This is a genomic window from Bacillus sp. FSL K6-2841, from assembly GCF_037976435.1.
Lineage (GTDB): Bacteria > Bacillota > Bacilli > Bacillales > Bacillaceae > Bacillus > Bacillus pumilus.
This window is the reverse complement of sequence record NZ_CP150266.1, coordinates 2,780,305-2,800,530: the sequence shown is the minus strand read 5'-3', so window position 1 is coordinate 2,800,530 and position 20,226 is coordinate 2,780,305. Positions and strand designations below refer to the sequence as shown.

25 protein-coding genes are annotated in these 20,226 nt (G+C 42.0%); 17 read left to right on the top strand and 8 right to left on the bottom strand.

Annotation, left to right across the window (positions count from 1 at the left end; translation table 11 throughout):
• Positions 1-53: 53 nt before the first annotated feature.
• On the bottom strand, positions 54-1,232 hold the full coding sequence (locus MHH68_RS14395) for an MFS transporter (RefSeq protein ID WP_234034833.1): 1,179 nt from the start codon (positions 1,230-1,232) through the stop codon (positions 54-56).
• Between the two features lie 218 nt (positions 1,233-1,450).
• On the opposite strand from MHH68_RS14395, the gene kapD reads away from it, so the two are divergent.
• The gene (kapD, locus tag MHH68_RS14390; protein ID WP_058013807.1) at positions 1,451-2,068 is read left to right on the top strand and encodes a 3'-5' exonuclease KapD; all 618 of its coding nucleotides are present in this window, start codon (positions 1,451-1,453) and stop codon (positions 2,066-2,068) included.
• On the opposite strand, the gene MHH68_RS14385 is transcribed toward kapD, so the two are convergent.
• On the bottom strand, positions 2,065-2,457 hold the full coding sequence (locus MHH68_RS14385) for a kinase-associated lipoprotein B (protein ID WP_339163714.1): 393 nt from the start codon (positions 2,455-2,457) through the stop codon (positions 2,065-2,067). The two genes, kapD and MHH68_RS14385, sit on opposite strands and share 4 nt — an antisense overlap.
• Before the next feature lie 90 nt (positions 2,458-2,547).
• Between MHH68_RS14385 and MHH68_RS14380 the strand changes: the two genes are divergently transcribed.
• Positions 2,548-2,727 (top strand): hypothetical protein, encoded by a 180-nt coding sequence (locus MHH68_RS14380; RefSeq protein ID WP_058013809.1) that lies wholly within the window; start codon positions 2,548-2,550, stop codon positions 2,725-2,727.
• On the opposite strand, the gene MHH68_RS14375 is transcribed toward MHH68_RS14380, so the two are convergent.
• Positions 2,728-4,020 carry a sensor histidine kinase gene (locus tag MHH68_RS14375; RefSeq protein ID WP_058013810.1) on the bottom strand — a complete coding sequence of 431 codons (1,293 nt, stop codon included), beginning with the start codon at positions 4,018-4,020 and terminating at the stop codon, positions 2,728-2,730.
• A 133-nt stretch (positions 4,021-4,153) separates the two neighbouring features.
• A complete protein-coding gene (locus MHH68_RS14370) occupies positions 4,154-5,329 on the bottom strand; it encodes a MalY/PatB family protein (RefSeq protein WP_058013811.1) in 1,176 nt (391 codons plus the stop codon).
• Positions 5,330-5,412: 83 nt separating this feature from the next.
• On the opposite strand from MHH68_RS14370, the gene MHH68_RS14365 reads away from it, so the two are divergent.
• The gene (locus MHH68_RS14365; RefSeq protein ID WP_339163710.1) at positions 5,413-5,673 is read left to right on the top strand and encodes a YugE family protein; all 261 of its coding nucleotides are present in this window, start codon (positions 5,413-5,415) and stop codon (positions 5,671-5,673) included.
• Here the strand turns inward: MHH68_RS14365 and MHH68_RS14360 are convergent.
• Positions 5,670-6,494: an alpha/beta hydrolase gene (locus tag MHH68_RS14360; protein WP_144461873.1), complete on the bottom strand. Its 825-nt coding sequence runs from the start codon at positions 6,492-6,494 to the stop codon at positions 5,670-5,672. The two genes, MHH68_RS14365 and MHH68_RS14360, sit on opposite strands and share 4 nt — an antisense overlap.
• 176 nt (positions 6,495-6,670) lie before the next feature.
• Between MHH68_RS14360 and MHH68_RS14355 the strand changes: the two genes are divergently transcribed.
• The 3 genes from MHH68_RS14355 to yugI all read left to right on the top strand — a co-directional run bounded on the left by MHH68_RS14355 (position 6,671) and on the right by yugI (position 8,956).
• Positions 6,671-7,171, top strand: a complete 501-nt coding sequence (locus MHH68_RS14355; protein WP_003213765.1) for an Lrp/AsnC family transcriptional regulator — start codon at positions 6,671-6,673, stop codon at positions 7,169-7,171.
• The gene (locus MHH68_RS14350; RefSeq protein WP_061409467.1) at positions 7,172-8,365 is read left to right on the top strand and encodes an aminotransferase; all 1,194 of its coding nucleotides are present in this window, start codon (positions 7,172-7,174) and stop codon (positions 8,363-8,365) included.
• Between the two features lie 198 nt (positions 8,366-8,563).
• The gene (yugI, locus tag MHH68_RS14345; RefSeq protein WP_024719717.1) at positions 8,564-8,956 is read left to right on the top strand and encodes a S1 domain-containing post-transcriptional regulator GSP13; all 393 of its coding nucleotides are present in this window, start codon (positions 8,564-8,566) and stop codon (positions 8,954-8,956) included.
• Between the two features lie 67 nt (positions 8,957-9,023).
• Here the strand turns inward: yugI and MHH68_RS14340 are convergent, their stop codons facing one another.
• Positions 9,024-9,260 carry a DUF378 domain-containing protein gene (locus MHH68_RS14340; protein ID WP_003212952.1) on the bottom strand — a complete coding sequence of 79 codons (237 nt, stop codon included), beginning with the start codon at positions 9,258-9,260 and terminating at the stop codon, positions 9,024-9,026.
• 144 nt (positions 9,261-9,404) lie between these two features.
• On the opposite strand from MHH68_RS14340, the gene MHH68_RS14335 reads away from it, so the two are divergent.
• From MHH68_RS14335 to MHH68_RS14315, 5 genes are all read left to right on the top strand, one after another.
• A complete protein-coding gene (locus MHH68_RS14335) occupies positions 9,405-10,568 on the top strand; it encodes an iron-containing alcohol dehydrogenase (protein ID WP_339163704.1) in 1,164 nt (387 codons plus the stop codon).
• A gap of 119 nt (positions 10,569-10,687) precedes the next feature.
• The gene (locus MHH68_RS14330; RefSeq protein WP_339163701.1) at positions 10,688-11,860 is read left to right on the top strand and encodes an iron-containing alcohol dehydrogenase; all 1,173 of its coding nucleotides are present in this window, start codon (positions 10,688-10,690) and stop codon (positions 11,858-11,860) included.
• 126 nt (positions 11,861-11,986) lie between these two features.
• Positions 11,987-13,342 (top strand): glucose-6-phosphate isomerase, encoded by a 1,356-nt coding sequence (locus tag MHH68_RS14325; protein ID WP_012011080.1) that lies wholly within the window; start codon positions 11,987-11,989, stop codon positions 13,340-13,342.
• 116 nt (positions 13,343-13,458) lie between these two features.
• Positions 13,459-13,677, top strand: a complete 219-nt coding sequence (locus MHH68_RS14320) for a spore germination protein (protein WP_058013817.1) — start codon at positions 13,459-13,461, stop codon at positions 13,675-13,677.
• 29 nt (positions 13,678-13,706) lie between these two features.
• Positions 13,707-14,108: a YugN-like family protein gene (locus tag MHH68_RS14315; RefSeq protein ID WP_012011078.1), complete on the top strand. Its 402-nt coding sequence runs from the start codon at positions 13,707-13,709 to the stop codon at positions 14,106-14,108.
• On the opposite strand, the gene MHH68_RS14310 is transcribed toward MHH68_RS14315, so the two are convergent.
• On the bottom strand, positions 14,105-15,091 hold the full coding sequence (locus tag MHH68_RS14310; protein WP_058013818.1) for a potassium channel family protein: 987 nt from the start codon (positions 15,089-15,091) through the stop codon (positions 14,105-14,107). The genes MHH68_RS14315 and MHH68_RS14310 overlap by 4 nt on opposite strands.
• A 118-nt stretch (positions 15,092-15,209) precedes the next feature.
• On the opposite strand from MHH68_RS14310, the gene MHH68_RS14305 reads away from it, so the two are divergent.
• From MHH68_RS14305 to MHH68_RS14280, 6 genes are all read left to right on the top strand, one after another.
• Positions 15,210-15,434, top strand: a complete 225-nt coding sequence (locus tag MHH68_RS14305; RefSeq protein WP_058013819.1) for a hypothetical protein — start codon at positions 15,210-15,212, stop codon at positions 15,432-15,434.
• Between the two features lie 81 nt (positions 15,435-15,515).
• The gene (locus MHH68_RS14300) at positions 15,516-16,190 is read left to right on the top strand and encodes a zinc metallopeptidase (protein ID WP_041816317.1); all 675 of its coding nucleotides are present in this window, start codon (positions 15,516-15,518) and stop codon (positions 16,188-16,190) included.
• A gap of 48 nt (positions 16,191-16,238) precedes the next feature.
• On the top strand, positions 16,239-17,531 hold the full coding sequence (locus tag MHH68_RS14295) for a hemolysin family protein (protein ID WP_058013820.1): 1,293 nt from the start codon (positions 16,239-16,241) through the stop codon (positions 17,529-17,531).
• A gap of 135 nt (positions 17,532-17,666) precedes the next feature.
• Positions 17,667-18,068, top strand: coding sequence for a secondary thiamine-phosphate synthase enzyme YjbQ (locus MHH68_RS14290; protein ID WP_339163698.1), 402 nt, complete (start codon positions 17,667-17,669; stop codon positions 18,066-18,068).
• 16 nt (positions 18,069-18,084) lie between these two features.
• Complete coding sequence (locus tag MHH68_RS14285; RefSeq protein WP_339163696.1) at positions 18,085-19,116, top strand: nitronate monooxygenase; 1,032 nt, start codon at positions 18,085-18,087, stop codon at positions 19,114-19,116.
• Positions 19,117-19,140: 24 nt separating this feature from the next.
• Complete coding sequence (locus tag MHH68_RS14280) at positions 19,141-19,389, top strand: hypothetical protein (protein ID WP_058013823.1); 249 nt, start codon at positions 19,141-19,143, stop codon at positions 19,387-19,389.
• Positions 19,390-19,410: 21 nt separating this feature from the next.
• On the opposite strand, the gene MHH68_RS14275 is transcribed toward MHH68_RS14280, so the two are convergent.
• A complete protein-coding gene (locus tag MHH68_RS14275) occupies positions 19,411-20,151 on the bottom strand; it encodes a protein-glutamine gamma-glutamyltransferase (protein WP_058013824.1) in 741 nt (246 codons plus the stop codon).
• Positions 20,152-20,226 lie beyond the last annotated feature (75 nt).

Sequence of the window (20,226 nt, the reverse complement as noted above, 5' to 3'; positions counted from 1 at the left end):
GAAGTCTAGTGAATAAGGCTTCTACACAAGAAAAAAGAGCATCTGATGTTGGGTCAGACACTCCTTTCTTTTGCCTTCGACTGTGAGCGGACTGCCCATAAAAATAATGCGCCAAATAGAAAAATACCGGCGGTGACATAAAAGACAGCTGGAATCCCGTAATGACTCGCAACAATGCCGCCAATCACCGGACCGACAACATTCCCAAGAAAGCGGAAGCTGACATTATATCCGAGCACTTCCCCTTGCATAGAGGCAGGGGCTTTGATCCGAATATACGCCGTCGTACATGGAATAATCCCGCCAAGTGCCATCCCGTATAGAAAACGGAAAAGTACTAACATCGCATAGGAATCCGCCATTGCTTGCGGGATGAATAAAATAGAGGAGAGAATGAGAAGGGCAAGCAGCACCTTGTCGTGACCAATTCGGTCTCCGAGATCTCCCCATTTTCGTGTAAAGAGCAAATTGCCAAGTCCAGTTGCAGAGAATGCAAGACCCGCATAAAATGCGAGATTAACAGGACCGTGTAAATCATGAATGTATAAAGCCAAAAGCGGCTGAATGCTAAAGTTCCCTACTTGTGTAATAAAGGTTAATAGCATCGTGACGACAAGCAAAGGCTGTTTGAAAATATGAACGAGCACATCCTTCCGTGAGTAAGAAACGCGCCTCGCTTCTTTTGAACGGATGGGCTGTTCTTTCACTCCGAAAATAATCACAATTGCTGACGCATAAATGACAGCCGCTGTGAGGAAAAACGTATAAATAAATCCGACGCTGTCTGCCATGAATCCGCCCATTAATGGGCCAAACAATCCTCCGGCGACATTACTCATCTGCATCGTGCCAAGGGTTTTACCCGCAGTTGCTTTTTCTGTCTGTGCAGAGATGAGTGCCATTGAAGTCGAGATAAAGCCCGTGACAAGCCCCATGAAGAGCCGCAGGGCGAATAGCTGATAAACAGTTTGCACAAGCCCCATTAATAGAATACTTGTTGCTATCCCAATCCCGTTAATGAGCAAAATCTTTTTATAGCCATGCCGGTCTCCAATCCGCCCCCAAATCGGAGAAATCAGAAAGGCTGTTAAAAACGTGACCCCAAAGACATATCCGCTCCACCTCTGGACAAATTCATTTGAATAGCTACTATCAAGAGATTCTATGTAAAGTGATAAAAAAGGGACGATCATTGTAATGCTGGCAGATACAAAAAAGTTCACAAACCACATGATGTACAAGTTTTTCTTCCTGTTTGTGATAGAGACCACCTTCTTTATTTATTTCGTGTTCCTTAATAATTATAAAGGAAAATAAACGATCTTTCATCTGATGGATAGGTTGGGCATAGTGAATCTGCATTATTTTCAAGAAAATGAAGTGATTTCAAGGTCCGTCTTAATATAATGGTATCAGAATGTAAAACTGACGAAAAAGTGAGGTGAGACTTGTGGAACAGAAGACGGTGCTTGTGGTCGATTTTGAATTTACGATGCCTGATGGAAAGTATCATCCGCAAAATTTTTTTCCTGAAATTATTGAAGCTGGGGTAGTGAAAGCGGCAAGTGAAAAGATCATAGACACGTTCTCTAGCTACGTCAAACCAAAAAAGTTCCCGAAGCTGACGAAGCGCTGTAAATCGTTCCTCGGTATTACGCAGCAGGATGTAGAGAGCGGAATTTCCTTTGAGGCGTTTATCGAGAAGCTTGTGTCGCTTGATGGGGGAGAGGATTGTGAGATTATTACATGGGGCAATATGGACATGAAAGTGCTGAAGCAAAACTGTATGCTCAATCACATTGCCTTTCCTTTTAAGGGGAAGCTGAGGGACCTTGCCTTTGAATATAAAACCTTTTTTGGTGATCGCACACTGACAGGGCTTCGCAAGGCGGCAAAGGAGTACGGCAGTGAAGGAGCTGGTAAGCATCATAAAGCACTTGATGATGCCATGACGACTTATCAGCTGTTAACCCTTTTTGAAAAAGATAGAGCCTATGTGGAAAATCCACAAACCACCAAAATTGGTGAGCTGATCGATTTCTCACACTTTTTTGATTCGGCTGATTAGCGGGCGTCTTCTGGAAAATAATCTTTTTCGAGAGAAGATAGGCATGCTCTTGATTTTTCCGCCCATTTTGAATCATCTGCATGGAGCGCTTGTTTTAATTTTTCTACAGCTTCTTTTAGTGATACTTGATAATCTGGTATAACGCCATCATAAGGCTTCACCATATGATGAGGGATATTCGTCTGTTCACGATAAGCCAAAGCCCGTCTTTCTTGGAAAAAAGGCACGTCTGCTTCTTTTGGGTGATGCAGGTCGCCTTGAGTGGGATGTGTCAGAATGGCTTTTACTTGAACGAGATAGGCCGATGGTTTCACTGCTGTCACTTCCCCAACGTAAACACCTGTTTTATAAAATCCTTTCACAACTTGTCCAATTTGAATGTCTGTCATGTGAAATTCCTCCATTTCCTTCTCGCAGGAAGGTATTTCATTTCTTTTAGCTAATATAGTGAAGTAAACGAGCAAAAGGGGGAATGGCGAATGCTGTCGTTCATCGCACTCTTTCTACTGTATTTTCCTGAAGATAAAAGGGAGTACATCCCAGCGGCAATCACCACGGTAATTTTCTTTATGGCTGCATTTATTTGCTTTCGTCTGATCGTTCGTGCGTCTAAGAAGCAGGAGCGGATAGATGAAAAAAGGACAAAAAAAATGGAATGATCATTTTCTTCTTGTATCTTCAGGAAACTTCACGGTGACGGTTGTACCAGACTGCAGTGAGCTTTTGAAACGAATGGTTCCATGGTGATTTTCAATGATAGAAAATGTCACGGTCAGCCCAAGTCCAGTCCCTTTATTTTTTAGGGTGTAATATGGTTCGCCAAGCTTTTTCATTTGGCTTTCTGTCATTCCTACACCGTTATCCACGAAACAAAGGCATATTTTATGATTTTCTTTTGAAGCAAAAAGTTCAATTTCCCCTTCGTGTTCTGGGGCTGCTTCAATCGCATTTTTGATTAAATTAATCATGACTTGCTTAATCTTCGTTTCATCACCTTGAATGTATAAGTCTGGTTCAATGGATTGATGAATTGTGACCGATTTAAAATTCGCATAGGATGTCATCAGTGATGCACATTCCTCGAGTAATTTAGATAGATTGAGAGATTCAATTTGATAATAATTTTGTTTCGCAATGTCAAGATAACTCGTAATAATATCCTGCGCCCTGTCTAACTCGGACAGAACGAGATTTTTATAATCTTTATTGGTTGACGTCTCTTTTGTATTGTCACTAGAAAAGAGTAATTGAATAAAGCCTCTCACCACTGTCAGCGGATTGCGCACTTCATGGGCAACGCTTGCAGCGAGTTCACTTACAATGGTCAGCTTTTCTGATTGGACGAGCTGTGTTCTCATTTGCGCATTTTCTTTGACGAATTCAATGGAATAGATACTTAGCACGAGAAAGAATATGTAGTAAAGAGTTGAGAAAAATAACTCAAGTAACTTCTGCTGCATAATAAAGGCCGGGCTGTATTCCATTAAGCTGACCGCAAATAGTCCAATGTAAATAAAGAATCCTTTGGATAAACCGATAAGCACTCCATACATCAGCTTTTTCAGCTTCGAATATTGACGCCATTTCCGGTAGAACAGAAATGGGATGAAAAAGTAAATCGGTACGACAATGAGTCCAACCCATAAAAAAGAGCCATACATCACGAATTTGACTATGGAACTTATCAAGATGGCGACGATCCCAGCTGTGTACCCTCCGTATAAAATGGCAAGTACAAGAGGGATGGATTGAAGGCCAGTCTGCAAGTCTAAAATCGAACCAACTGGATACATAATACATAGTGCTGAAGAGATGGATGCGAATACTGTGATGAGCAGTTTATTCGTTTTTGGGAAATGAGCAGGGGTCCGGCTTAGCCATAGCGCATGATATAAAAAGATTGGAAATAGAATAAAAGATACATGGAGCAGAAAATCCTTGAACATTTCCATTTAAATGCTCTCCTCGTAAATAATTGTAATTCCTCTCATTATATCATTTCATTTACAAAGTAGATATGATAAAAGGAGGGTTTTTTTCTTTAAAAAGAACACCCGTTAGGATGTTCTTTCAATCATATAGATCTTAATCAGATGATTGCGTAAACGCTTGATGAAGGCGTTTTAATCCTTCTTTGACTGTTGAAGCAGGACAGCCGAGATTCATTCGAATAAAGCCGTCTCCTTCGAGTCCGTACACTTGACCAAGCTCTAAGATCACTTTGCCCTTTTTCAGCAAATTTCGTTTCAACTCCGCTTGACTGAATTGATAATCCCGAATGTCCAGCCACAATAAATAAGAAGCATCTGGTTTCATATAACGCATGTTTGGAAGATGTTCGTCAATATAGTCCATTGCCATTTTCATATTGTTTTCGAGATAAAGAACAAGTGCATCAAGCCACTCGTCTCCATAGCGGTATGCTGCTTCCATCGCAGGGATTGCAAATGCATTCAGTTTGGCCAGTCCGTTTCTTTGCATTTCATTGTTGAAAAGGGTTCTTTTTTCTTCATCGGAAATAATAATGGCAGATGCTTGGAGGCCAGCTAAATTAAATGTTTTACTTGGTGCAATGCACGTCACTGTGATATGTGCTATGTCGTCAGAAAGACTAGCAAAAGGTACATGGGGCTTTCCGTATAGCATCAAATCAGAATGAATCTCATCTGAAACGACTGTGACACCGTGCTTGATACAGAGGTCTCCTACTCGCTTTAATTCCTCTTTTGACCACGCTCTTCCGGACGGATTATGCGGATGACAGAGGAACATGAGCTTCGCTTCTGGTCTGCTTAATTTTTTCTCTAAATCATCAAAATCCATGACATAGCGGTTATTTTCTATTTTTAAAGGATTGGTTGAGACTGTTCGTCCATTTCGTTCAATCATTTGATAAAAAGGTGTGTACACAGGAGACTGTATGACGACTTCGTCACTTGGTTCTGTATAGGCTTGGACTGCAAAACTAAGTGCCGTGACAATCCCAGGTGTGAAGGTGACGTCTTCTGTTTGGATCGACCACCCGTGTCTTCGTTTGAGCCATTCTGCTACTGCCTGCTGCGTATCCTGATCCTGAAAGGCATAGCCAAATACGCCATGATCCAATCGCGTTTTCAATGCATCAAGGACGACCTGTGGCGCTTTAAAATCCATATCTGCTACCCACATTGGCAGCGCATCTTTTGTTAGGAATAAAGACTCTGCTTGATCCCATTTCACTGATTTTGAACCTTTACGTATGATCTGTTCGTCGAAATTCATGAAACCCACCTCTAGCCGTTTTTCAACCATTGTTGGTTGTGCTAAAATAAACATCACAAAATTTATTATAAGCGGTGATACCGATGAAAGATAGTCAAGCTGTAGAAGAGATGATTCAACTCATTAAGGCATGGGACCCTTTTCAATATGGAGAGGACTTCTATGAAACGGAGCCTGCTGACGTCATCAGTGCATTATACGACGCAGAAGACTCTTTATCTTTAGCAAAAAACATTCAAGCCATTTATCAACACTCATTTGAGCAGCTCCTGCCATTCGAGAGCTGTCAACATATAGCGAATCAGCTTTTCGTCATACGAGACAGCAGCTCCTGCACACGTTAAGACAGGCTGAAATGTCCGATTTGATCAGACACAAAGACCGGATTTTCCTCAGGAACGAGGTGCCCGGTTTTTTTTAATGCATGCAAGGTCGAGTTTGGCAGATCCTTGTGCAGCCTTTCTCCTATTTGGATGGGAACGATTCGATCTTCCTCGCCCCAAATGAGCAGAACGGGTGTCTCCATTTTCTTTAGCACATCCGAGGTCAAATCCCCTTCCCGGTGCCGAATCAAACGGAAAATCCCTCGGAAAATTTGATCATCAGAAAAAGGCTTTAAATATCCGTCCACCATCTCTTGATCAATGATGGAATGATCATGCACAACAGCCGTTAAATTTTTCATGATGCCTTGCTTCAAGAGCTTTCTTTTAAGATAGAGATAAAAATAAGGAATATATGTGCTGTAAACAAGCGATCTCTTTGATTTATTTAAATATCCTGAGCTGCATAAAAGGACCGCCTTTTCAAATAGGTCTGGCCGTTCAGATGCTGCATATAAAGCGATTTGGCCGCCCATCGAATGACCCACAAGGATCGCATGCTGAATCTGTAAGTAACCAGCTAGCTCGATAATGATCTTTGCCATGTTGCGATAGCTGTAAATAAACGTATTCGACTTCTCAGACTGTCCAAATGGAGGAAGATCGATCGCGATTAAATGGAAGTCTTGTTTCAGAAGCGGGATGAGCTTTCGATAGCTGAAGGTAGAAGAGAAAAGACCATGAATTAAGATCAATGTTTTCTTCCCCTGATTTGGATAGTGCTCGTAATAGATGTCTAAACCGAATTTACTTTTCATATAAGCTGGCTGAACAATGTCCACACTCATCACTCCGATACTTGATACTCTCTCTGTTAGGTGACAGTATTGTACCCTAAAAAGTGGATTTTAAGCTATGATTAGCATCTTTTCCCTGCTTAGCATAATGGGAAAAACGTGCTATAATGTTCAGAAGATTTTTTAAAACTAGCTTTTTACAATCTGAGGTGTGAAATCAAATGAAACTAACAGAAAAAGAAACTGAAATATTAGAGATTTTAGATGAAAACAGCCGTGCCGATTTAAATACAATTGCAAAAATGGCAGGCGTGACAACAGAAGAAGCAGAAGCGATTATTCAAAAACTTGAAGATCAAAAAGTCATTATTGATTACTCAACTATGATTGACTGGCGTAAAGTAGATGGTCACGAAGGCGTCACAGCAATGATTGATGTCAAAGTGACACCAAAAAGAGGCGTCGGATTTGATGAAATTGCTGAACGTATTTACCGCTTTCAGGAAGTAGAGTCTGTCTATCTCATGTCAGGTGTTTACGATCTATCTGTTGTGATCCGCGGAAGATCTATGTCTGATATTGCCCGCTTCGTGTCTGAAAAATTATCGACACTTGATTCCGTTGTTTCAACAACTACCCACTTTATTTTGAAGAGATATAAACATGATGGGAAAGTGTTTGAAACAGGAGACGATGACAAAAGAATCGTGGTGTCACCTTAAATGAAAAAGTCTTATTTATCTGAAACGGTACAAAGCATTCAGCCGTCAGGTATACGGAAATTCTTTGATTTGGCAGCCACAATGGAAGGGGTCATTTCCCTTGGTGTCGGCGAGCCAGATTTCGTGACAGCTTGGAATGTCAGAGAAGCAAGTATTATGTCATTAGAACAAGGGCTTACCTCTTATACGGCGAATGCTGGGTTGTTATCTTTGCGAAAAGAATTGAGCGGCTATTTATATAAGCGGTTTCACATTGACTACAGTCCTGAAGAAGAACTGATTATCACAGTTGGCGGAAGCCAGGCACTTGATTTGGCGTTTCGTGCGATTTTAAACAGCGGGGATGAAGTGATCATTCCAGAGCCTTGCTTCGTAGCATATGGGGCTCTCACGACACTTGCAGGCGGAGTGCCTGTTTATTTAAGTACATCGGCTGAAAAAGATTTCAAAGCAGACTCTGCGGATCTTCGCACGAAGCTGACGCCGAAGACAAAAGCTATTTTGCTTTGCTCGCCATCAAATCCAACTGGGTCTGTTTATTCAAAGGAAGAGCTTGAAGATATTGCTCAATTTGCGAAAGAGCATGACCTGCTCATTATTACGGATGAGATTTATGCAGAGCTGACGTACGATGAAGCTTTTACAAGCGTCGCGGCCATTCAAGATATGAAGGAAAGAACGATCCTCATTTCAGGCTTTTCAAAAGGGTTTGCTATGACAGGATGGCGCTTAGGATATGTGGCAGCACCACCTGTACTGCGCGATGCCATGCTGAAAATACACCAATATTCTATGATGTGTGCGCCCGCTATGGCACAATATGCAGCAGAAGAAGCGTTGAAAAATGGGCTTGAAGATGTAGAGAAAATGAAGAAAAGCTACAGAAGGCGGCGAAATTTGTTTGTCGGCTCTTTGAATGAACTGGGGCTCGCATGTCACCAGCCAAACGGCGCATTTTATGCTTTCCCGTCCATTAAAAGCACCGGCATGACGTCGGAACAATTTGCTGAGGAGCTGCTGCTTAGTGAAAAAGTAGCCGTAGTCCCTGGTAATGTCTTCGGACCGAGTGGTGAAGGTCATATTCGTTGTTCATATGCTTCGTCTCTTGACCATCTTCAGGAATCACTTTCAAGAATCCAGCGCTTTTTGCAAGAACGACAAGTGAAAGAAGAAGCACCTGCCATTATTAAATAAAAAAAGGCATCAATCCATTAGGACTGATGCCTCTCAAATTAGGGGGGAATACTAGAAAGCATTCTTGTTTTCAGGTATTCCCCCTTTTGAACTGATCTAAACCCAATTAAAAAATATTTTGCGTAAAAGAGCGTTCTGTGATATAGTTTTTAATTGCGTATAAACGAATATTAAAACATTTATTTAGGAGTTGTTATCATGGCGACAAAGTTTGAAGTAGGCAGTGTTTACACTGGTAAAGTAACAGGATTACAAGCGTATGGTGCGTTTGTTGCATTAGATGAAGAAACTCAAGGACTTGTGCATATTTCTGAAGTAACACATGGCTTTGTAAAAGACATCAACGAGCACCTTTCAATTGGTGACGAAGTACAAGTGAAAGTTCTTTCTGTTGATGAAAATGCAGGTAAAATCAGCCTTTCTATCCGTGCGACACAAGATGCGCCAGAAAGAAAAGAAAGCAAACCAAAGAAACAAAGACCACAGCAAGCGAAAGAAGAAGCTGCTGCACCACAAGGTTTCAATACACTTAAAGATAAACTTGAAGAGTGGATTGAGCAATCTAACCGTAAAGACCTTATCAAGAAATAAAAAAAGCACCGTTTCAAACGGTGCCTTAGGCTGCCTCGTATAGGCGGCCTTTTTTATGTCTTTTTGTTTAGCGAACCTCTGGATTCGGCTCGTCACGGCGAACAGCTTCTTCGCTTGGCTTAAATAGCAGACCAAGGTTAACAAGACCTGCAATTCCAACAAGACCATAAATAATACGTGATAATGCAGAGCCTTGTCCGCCAAAGATCGCTGCTACTAAGTCAAATTGAAAAAAGCCGATTAGTCCCCAGTTAATAGCACCGATAATCGTGAGCACGAGGGCAATACGCTGAATAGCACTCATCGTGATTCCTCCTTTCGCTACAGCATCAATACATTTATATTTTGCAGATTTTTAGCCAAACTATGCGTAAGAAAATGGATTAAAGCAAATTACTTTACTTTTGGAATGATTGAGGCGCATAATGTAGCGCGAGGAGGAGATCACATGGATCGATTTACTTATTGGAACCCAACGAAATTAATCTTTGGAAAGGGAGAAGTTTCAGCCCTTTCAGATGAACTCAAACACTACGGAAAAAACGTATTGCTTGTATATGGTGGAGGCAGCATTAAACGAAATGGTCTTTATGACCAAGTTGTCAGCATTTTAAAAGAATCAGGAGCTACAATGACTGAGCTTGCTGGTGTTGAGCCAAACCCGCGCTTAACAACGGTCAGAAAAGGGGTTGAGCTTTGCAAAGAGAACCAAATTGACTTTATATTGGCAGTCGGCGGCGGCAGTGTCATTGATGCAACCAAAGCGATCGCAGCTGGTGCGAAATACGATGGAGATGCTTGGGATATTGTCACTCGTAAGCATGTCCCAATGGAAGCCATCCCATTTGGTACGGTATTAACACTTGCCGCAACAGGTTCTGAAATGAACTCTGGTTCTGTCATCACAAACTGGGAAACAAATGAGAAATACGGATGGGGCAGTCCAGCCGTCTTCCCTAAATTCTCTATTCTTGACCCAGTGAACACATTTACTGTGCCAAAAAACCACACGATTTATGGCATGGTTGACATGATGTCTCACGTGTTTGAACAATATTTCCATCACACGGAGAATACACCTTACCAAGATCGTATGTGTGAAGGACTTCTTCGTACTGTCATTGAAACAGCACCGAAGCTGATCAATGATTTGGAAAACTACGAGCTTCGTGAAACGATTTTATTCACAGGCACCATTGCACTTAATGGAATGCTTTCAATGGGCGCACGCGGTGACTGGGCATCTCATAATATTGAGCATGCGGTATCCGCTGTGTATGACATCCCGCATGCAGGCGGTCTTGCGATCTTGTTCCCGAACTGGATGAAGCATGTCATTCAAGAAAACCCAGGCCGCTTCAAGCAATTAGCAGTGCGTGTATTCGATGTTGACCCTGCTGGCAAAACAGACGAAGAAGTTGGCTTAGAAGGCATTGAAAAACTATCTGCTTTCTGGATAAGTCTAGGCGCACCAAGCCGTTTAGCTGACTATGACATCAACGATGAGAAAATTGACTTGATTGCAGACCGTGCAATGGCACGTGGTGAATTTGGCCAATTTAAAAAGCTGAACAAAGAAGATGTTCTAGCTATTTTAAACGCTTCTTTATAATCGAACATGGAAAAGATAGCTGCTTTTAAGCAGTTATCTTTTTTGAGTTCTGCATGTACATATGTTACAGTAGTCTTTCATGTTTTTGGATATAAATGTTTTAAGGAGATGTAGAACAGATGGAAAACTTTATTTACTATAATCCAACGAAATTGATGTTTGGAAAAGGACAACTAGACGGACTAAAAAGCGAACTCGCTCGTTATGGAAAGCGAGTGCTTCTTGTATATGGTGGAGGCAGTATTAAGAAAAATGGTCTTTATGATAAGGTCATCAGCGCTTTAAATGAAGCAGAGGCTGACGTATTTGAACTGTCAGGAGTTGAACCGAACCCTCGTCTCACTACAGTGCAAAAAGGGATCGACATTTGCCAAAATGAGAACATTGATTTCTTATTAGCAGTTGGTGGGGGAAGTGTTATCGACTGTACAAAGGCCATTGCAGCTGGAGCTGAATATGACGGGAATGTTTGGGATATTATTTCAAAGAAAACGACCGCTCAAAAAGCACTGCCATTTGGCACAGTACTGACACTTGCAGCGACAGGCTCAGAAATGAACCCGGATTCTGTGATCACGAACTGGGAAACAAATGAAAAGTACGTGTGGGGCAGTTCAGTCACGCACCCTGCTTTTTCAATTTTAGATCCTGAGCACACATATTCTGTGCCAGAGAATCAAACGGTGTATGGCATGGTTGATATGATGAGCCATGTATTTGAACAATACTTCCATAATGTCAAAAACACGCCTCTACAAGATCGGATGTGTTTTGCTGTTCTTCAAACAGTCATTGAGACAGCACCAAAACTGCTCGAAGACTTACAAAACTATGAACACCGTGAAACCATCCTTTATGCAGGAACAATTGCTTTAAATGGCACGCTGCAAATGGGTTACTTTGGCGACTGGGCGTCCCATACGATTGAGCATGCAGTATCGGCTGTCTATGACATTCCGCATGCAGGCGGACTTGCGATCCTTTTCCCAAATTGGATGCGTCATACACTCGATCACAATGTGGATCGCTTTAAAAATCTTATGCTGAACATGTTTGACATCGAGACAGAAGGAAAGTCTGATCGTGATATCGCATTAGAAGGAATCGACAAGCTGTCAGCCTTCTGGACAAGCCTCGGTGCACCAAGCCGTTTAGCCGATTATGATATTGGTGAAGAACAACTGGACAAAATTGCTGACATCGCAGCAAAAGAAATGGAATATGGCGGCTTTGGTAACTTTATGAAACTTGGCCGTGATGACATTTTAGCGATTTTAAAAGCCTCTCTATAATTTGGATGGCCGCTTCTCTTCATGGGGAGTGGCTTTTTGCTGCACCAATGACGATTACTTGATTTCAATAGCTAGTTCCGCTAAAGTGAAAGGGATAGAACTAACGTAATGGAGGGCTTACAAGCGATGACACATATTCAATTTGACTACTCGAAAGCGTTACCTTTCTTTCAAGAACATGAGCTTACATATTTAAAAGATTTTGTGAAGGTGGCCCATCATAATATTCATGAACAAACGGGTACTGGCAGTGATTATTTAGGCTGGGTTGACTTACCGAAGCAATATGATCGCGAAGAATTTGCCCGCATTAAAAAAAGTGCAGATAAAATTAAGTCAGACTCTGATGTCTTGCTTGTTGTCGGAATCGGCGGCTCGTATCTTGGCGCACGTGCGGCGATTGAATTTTTGAACCACTCTTTCTATAACACGCTGCCAAAAGGCAAACGCAAGACGCCGCAAATCATCTTTATTGGAAACAACATCAGTTCTTCTTATTTAACTGATGTGATGGATCTATTGGAAGATGCAGATTTTTCTATTAACGTCATTTCAAAATCTGGTACGACAACAGAGCCAGCGATTGCGTTCCGCATCTTTAAAAAGCTCCTTATTGAAAAATACGGTGCTGAAGAAGCGAAAAAACGTATTTATGCAACAACTGACAAGGCACGCGGTGCATTGAAAACATTAGCAACGGAAGAAGGCTACGAATCATTTATCATTCCTGATGATGTAGGTGGACGTTATTCAGTCTTAACAGCAGTGGGTCTATTGCCAATCGCTGTGAGCGGTGCAGACATTGATCAGATGATGGAAGGTGCGGCAAAAGCAAGCGAAGACTTCGCTTCATCTGAGCTTTCTGAGAATGCGGCATACCAATATGCTGTCGTCCGTAATGTCCTTTACAATAAAGGCAGAACGATTGAAATGCTCATTAACTATGAGCCAGGACTGCAATACTTTGCAGAATGGTGGAAACAATTATTCGGTGAAAGTGAAGGGAAAGATGAAAAAGGAATCTACCCTTCATCTGCGAACTTCTCAACAGATCTTCATTCACTTGGTCAATATGTTCAAGAAGGAAGAAGAGACTTGTTTGAAACCATCGTTAATGTAGACAAGCCTCGTCATGAGCTTGTCATTGAAGCAGAAGAACAAGACCTTGATGGCTTGAACTATCTAGCAGGAAAAACGGTTGATTTCGTTAATAAAAAAGCATTTGAAGGAACGATGCTTGCTCATACTGATGGAAAAGTACCGAACCTGATTGTGACAATTCCTGAAATGGATGCTTATACATTTGGATATCTCGTGTACTTCTTCGAGAAAGCATGTGCGATGTCTGGGTATTTACTAGGCGTCAATCCATTTGACCAGCCTGGAGTAGAAGCGTATAAAGTGAACATGTTTGCTTTATTAGGAAAACCGGGCTTCGAAGAGAAAAAGGCAGAACTTGAGAGCCGTCTAAAACAATCATAAGAATAAAAAGGCACATCTTTTCATAAGATGTGCCTTTTTTTATGTTCTCATGGTGTCAGTGCAAGCCTCCCTAAGCTCTGTACATAGAATAATCAATGGAGGAGGTTGATGAAGCGATGAGAACAAATCATATTTATATCCATGACATTTCAGGACAGGCGATTGTTAACTTTGGGAATGTCGGACGAATTTGTCCAATGAGTGCTGTAAAGGACACATCTGGAGCGGGCAGTGCGAACGAGACAAATGCATCATCCAGCCAGACCTTATTTGATGCCGCATTTACAAACAATGTGCAAATCACGAAAGGCAAATGTATGAATTCCTCTCTTTAACGAACCCTATACAAAAAGGAGGGTTTCATATGATTCATGTACCATCTAGGCTGCCTGGTGAAAGCTTTTCACTTTACCATTTAGAAGAGACGATGAAGCCGCTCGGTTATGTCATTAATGGTAACTGGGATTACGATCACGGATACTTTGATTATAAAATTGATAATCGTGATGGCTATACTTTTCTCAGAGTTCCTTTTACAGCTGAAAAGGGCCAGCTGGATCAGCCAGGCGTTGTGGTGAAACTGGGAGATCCATTTCTCTTAAAGCATGTCTATCAAGATAAGTTAGATGATCATGCGATGGTTGGAAATGTGGGCGCATCCTTTAACCAATTCCAAGAACCAAAAGAGAAAGATGGAGATGTATCAAAAGCTTATACTGAGATTGGCTTTTCGCTCGTCAAGGAATTAGAAGACGCACTGCTTTAAAGGCTGATCAGTTCATCCTCTGGATGAAGCTCATAATCAAAGGGAGGATTCATCATGGGTCCTTCTTTTTTTTGTACACCGACAACGATCACATGATGCTCTAAAAAGTGATGGAGTGCTGTTAAGAATGTTTCTCCAGCTAACGAAGCTGGAACCGGTATGATGGTGACCTGTTTATGCAAGGTCATATGACGTTTTTTCTTTAACGCTTTGAACTGTTCTTTTAAAAGAAAATGCTCGACCATTAAATGATTGACTGCATCAGAGGTATGAATGACTTGATTGGCGCCAGCACGCTCGGCATTTTTCACGTAACGATCTGTTAAAATTTCAATTAAACAGTATAGAGAAGGGTTTAATCCTTTTGCTGCAAGTAATGTTAAAACACTCTGCATATCAGCTGTCACTTCATTCTCGTGCTGATCTGCGGTAATCATCAGTGCATCTGCACCTGAAATATTGGCTTTGCGAAGTGTGCCATCATCGGTGCCATGCCCTTTAATAAAATGAACATTCTCTAGAAGCGGCCCTTCCTTCAAAGAATCATCAATCAGCACAATCGGCATAGCGGGATCAATCGTTTGAAACGATTGAAGCAGTTTGTTCGTTTTTTCATTCCAACCGATGATAATGAGATGTCCTTTTCCTTTAAACGCGACCTTCCCTTCTACATAATGGTGCTGCTTGCTGAACACAGCGGCAGCGAGTGTGGCAAAATAAGCCGTGACAAAGCTTGCCCCGATCAGAATCAGCGCCATACCTGCGATTTGTCCGGGCATGGTTTGCGGCACAAAATCACCATAGCCGACCGTCGCGACTGTAATGAGAGCCCACCAGATCCCATCAAAGATCGTATGATACTGCTTCGGTTCAAGCAAGACAATTAATTGTCCGAAAAAAAGAAGCAAGAAACAGATGATGACGGCAATTCGAAGATAGAGAGGCCACCTTAGCCAAGCGATAAAGATACGGTTTGATTTCATCGGACTCTTCCTTTCAGGAAACTGCTAATATCAGTATGCCCGATTGAGGAAACATTTTTTCATCATCGTCATGTAGTTCCCATATCTTAAAATAAGAGAGAAGAAGGAGGGAATGCGAATGTCGTTCGTTCAAAAGACCGTACTTCTTTTTATCGGCGCTCACTTTTTATCATCAGCTATGATCTTACTTGTGTTTGACTTAAATGCGGTGAATCATTTTATGAATGATTTTTCATGGCTGCACTTTTTTCAAAACCTATACGGAACGGTGACCTTTTATACAGCATGCTTAGGTGTGTTCTTCTTTTTCATTGGCGCGGTGATCCCCCTTAAAAAGACCTAGTGCTTTTTTCTGTACACGTTACATAAAAGTCATTAAAATTGTAAATAAATATATAAAATAAAAAGGAAGCTGATGAGCATGCTGTTTTTTTATTTTTTAACTTTTGCCGCATTGGGATTATCATTTTGGGCACAATTTAAAGTAAAGAATAATTTTGAAAAATATTCAAAGGTTGAAGCATCCAGTATGAAAACAGGTGCGGAAACCGCTCGACATATTTTAGATCGCAACGGGTTATACGACGTGCCTGTTGAACCGGTAAGAGGAACTTTGACTGATCATTACGACCCGACGCAGCGTGTGGTTCGCTTATCTGAACCTGTGTACTATGGCCATTCCATTTCGGCCATTTCAGTCGCATCACACGAGGTTGGACATGCCTTGCAGCATCAGGAATCCTATGGTGCGCTTGTCTTGAGACATAAGATCTTTCCTGTCGTGAACTTTGCATCTGGTGTTGCCCCGCTTCTTTTCCTTGGTGGAATCTTACTTGGCAGCCTTAACTTAATCGGGCTTGGGATCATTTTGTTCTCAGCGGCTGTGTTCTTTCAGCTTGTGACATTGCCTGTCGAGTTTAATGCAAGTTCTCGTGCGAAAGACATCATTGTTTCAGAAGGAATCATTAGAAGCAGTGAAGAAAGAGGCGTGAACAAGGTGTTAAATGCTGCCGCTCTTACGTACGTCGCAGCGGCCCTTGTCTCCTTGTTTGAATTGCTCCGTTTTGTAATGATCTTCCTAAATGGCCGTAATGATTAATTGATGCCAGAGGAGGTGAGCCCTTACCGTTGTTAGGTAAGGGTTTTTTTGTATATTTTAAACGTATTTTTAGTCATATTACTCATTGCTGCGACAGCATTTTTTGTTGTCACTGAATTTGCGATTGTGAAAATTAGAGGCTCTAAAATCAATCAGCTGATTGAAAGCGGTGATAAGAGAGCCATTCACGTACAAAAGCTTATATCAAATCTCGACGAATATTTATCCGCCTGTCAGCTCGGCATTACCATCACGGCTTTAGGCTTAGGGTGGTTGGGCGAGCCGACGGTGGAGCATTTTCTGCACCCACTATTTGAGGAGCTGGGGCTTCATTCCGCATTAACCGACATCCTATCGTTTATCATCGCATTTGTGATCATTACGTTTTTACATGTCGTTGTGGGAGAACTTGCGCCTAAAACGATTGCCATTCAAAAGGCAGAGGCGGTCAGCCTTGTGACAGCAAAGCCACTTATCTTTTTCTATAGAGTCATGTACCCGTTTATTAAAGCATTAAATGGGGCGGCACGAGGCATTGTGAAATTATTCGGTTTTCATTCTGTCAAAGAACATGAAGTGGCGATCAGTGAGGAAGAGTTGCGCCTTATTTTATCTGAAAGCTATGAGAAGGGCGAGATTAACCAGTCTGAGTACAAATATGTGAATAAAATTTTTGAATTTGATAATCGAGTGGCGAGAGAGATCATGATCCCTCGTACAGAAATTTCAGCTATAGAGATTGAACAGACGCTTGAAGACGTGACGCATTATATGCTAAACGAAAGATACACACGCTACCCCGTCATTAAAGAAGATAAAGATCATGTGGTTGGTGTTATCAATAGCAAAGATGTGTTTAAAGCGAGTTTCCTGAATCAAGATGTGACGATTGAAGACTTAATGCGTCCGGTCATTCGTGTGATTGAAAGTACACCTGTTCAAGAATTGCTTATTTTGATGCAAAAGGAACGCATTCATATGTCAGTGCTCGTAGACGAATACGGAGGAACAGCCGGGCTTGTCACAGTAGAGGACATATTAGAGGAAATCGTGGGCGAAATTCGAGATGAATATGATCAGGACGAAACACCTCATATCGTTAAAAAAGGTGACTTCCACTATGTAATGGATGGAAAAGCCTTGATTGATGAAGTAAATGATTTATTGGATTTAGCTATAGAGAATGATGATGTTGATACAATTGCTGGCTGGATGATGACACATAAATTTGATATTGAGATTGGAGATACGATTGAAGCAGAAGGCTGTGAATTTACCATCATAGATGCGGAAGACCATCATATTCGGACCATTGAAATCAAAAAGGTCCACTTTTCTTAAAAACCTCGTCACGCTTGACGAGGTTTTTTTACTTGGTAAACTTTAGGTGGGAGAATGTCTTCCACCGATCAACAGTGATTGATTCCACATAAAAAGGGTATGGTTTTATAGAAATGACAAAAAGGAGCCGTTCATATGAAAAAAATCAATGTACAAACAAATAGACGCGATGAGATGATCGACGTGACGAATGAGGTCCATCAATATGTTAAGGAAACAGGTATTCAAAACGGAAGTGTCATCGTCTACTGTCCCCATACGACAGCAGGGATGACCATTAATGAAAATGCAGACCCAGATGTGAAACGAGATATGCTCCGGAGGCTTGACGAAGTCTTTCCGTGGGAACATCCGAAGGACCGCCATATGGAAGGAAATACAGCCGCTCATATGAAAGCGAGCTATATGGGTGCTCCGCAGCATGTTCTCATCCATCATGGTGATCTTGTCCTTGGCACATGGCAGGGAATTTATTTCTGTGAGTTTGACGGGCCGAGACATCGCCATTTTTATATACAGGTGTCATCAAACGAGTAAGAGATGGGGGAAATAAATGGGGGATTTCACGAAATTACTGCAAATCAAATATGGGATTATCCAAGCACCAATGGCAGGAGGTGCCGTGACACCGCAGCTAGCAGCTGCTGTTTCGCAATGCGGGGGACTTGGCAGTTTGGCAAGTGGATATGTGCAGCCTGACCATTTGAGGCAGCAGATCAAACAGGTCAAACAGCTGACAACTCGCCAGTTCAAGGTCAATGTATTTGTACCAGAGCCAATTTCTGAAGTCAAAAAAGAGGATGTGGCATTTTGGGAGAAGAGACTGCCAGCACGACCAGTAGCTGATAGTCTGCCGAGCGAAGAGGAATTGTGGCATGATTTTGAACAGAAAATCAACATTCTTTTGGAACAAGACGTACCGGTCGTTTCCTTTACCTTCTCTTGTCCAAATGAACAAACGATAGAACGTTTAAAACAAAAGGGGATCTTTTTAATCGGAACCGCCACTACAAAAGAGGAAGCACTGCTTTTAGAGGAAAAAGGAATGGATGCCATTGTTCTGCAAGGAAGTGAAGCAGGAGGTCACCGCGGTACCTTTTTACCTGCAAAAGGAGATGCCCTAGTGGGACTCTTTAGCCTGATCTCTGACGTCAAGCTGCTCTGTCATGTGCCATTGATCGCCGCAGGCGGGATTACAGATCGAGCAGGTGTAGAAGCCGCTCTAGCGCTTGGAGCAGATGCCGTTCAAATCGGCACACGATTTTTAGCCAGTCAGGAAAGTGCTGCGGCAGACGTATACAAAAAGGCGATTTTACAGGCAGAAAGCAGTGAAACAAAGATCACGAGGCTTTTCTCAGGGAAAAGAGCAAGAGGTATTGTGAATCAGTGGATGGAGGAAGAAAGACAGAATGAAGATAGGGTTCTTCCTTATCCGGTTCAGCATGTATGGACAACACCGATGCGAAAAGCAGCCGCTGCGGCGGGAAACCCTGATCAAATGGCTCTTTGGGCAGGACAGGGCGTTGGCCGTATTCACTCGATTTTAACCGTTGAGGAGATCATGCATGAACTGACGCACATATAAAATCATGTTGGGTGGTGTGAAAGGGTGGACATTTTAAAACATTCATACCGAAAAAAAGGCCAAATTGAATTTTGGTTTGATGAATTTCCGCACTCTCCTGCCGTCCTTACGCCCATTCGTCATTACTATTTTGTTCGTTATGTAAAATGGAGCTGGCATGATCCGCCGGTCACAAGAAAAGACTTAGAAAAAATGGAGATCCTTGCGAACACGATGCTTGGCACGCTGCAAGATTATCGAAATCGCAAGGCATACAAAAGCCCCTTGTCATAACCACTAGACAAGAGGCTTTTTTTAGCTGCCAAACATTTGCCTGAGATAAATCACATCCATCCGGGTGGTCTGCGGCAATAAATAAGCAGATTGAACAGCACCTGGCCGCCTTCTCTTATTTAATTTATCGATAATTTCGGCCGCTGTTAAAATCCCAAGTCCATGTCCGTAATATTGATCTTCTCCTAAGTAAATCACATTTTCCCCACGCCACTGTGACTGCTGATAGCTAAACTCTGGATTCTCGAAATATAAGCAATCTCCATAGATAAAGTCATTCCCGCGCTCAGTATAAATCGACAATGTATCATAATGCCAGTCATACAGGGTTAAACTGCGAAGCCTTCGGTTAAACTTCTCGTCTCCTACCGTTTGCAAGACGCCCATATAAAACACGATGACAATGGCGGTGGCACATTCAAAGGCATATTGTGAGCCATTTTCAAAAATGTCTTTAATGCCTCTAGATGGTTCGACTTGATAGCGCAGCTCTAGTGCTCCTGCTTCAGATACGCGCCAAAAGGCGTCATTTGCACGAGACCTTTGAAAGATGGCAAATGAGGCACCACTTTTATGCAAATCTCTTGCAGCATTCATAATGTTCGATCTCAAAGTGACCTCAAATAACAAATCAGATGCTTGCCTGAAGCGGAATGTATCATTTGAGGCTTGTAACTGCATCAAAATGATCCGCTTTTGTCCTTCTAGCTGAAATGAAGCCAGCTGCTCATTTGTCACTGGCTGTCCTGAAAGGATAATCATATGAAAAGCGCCCCCTTTTGTATTAGCGTATGCAGGGTGCTTGGGCAAGGAATCAATTTGTGGAAATAAACAAAA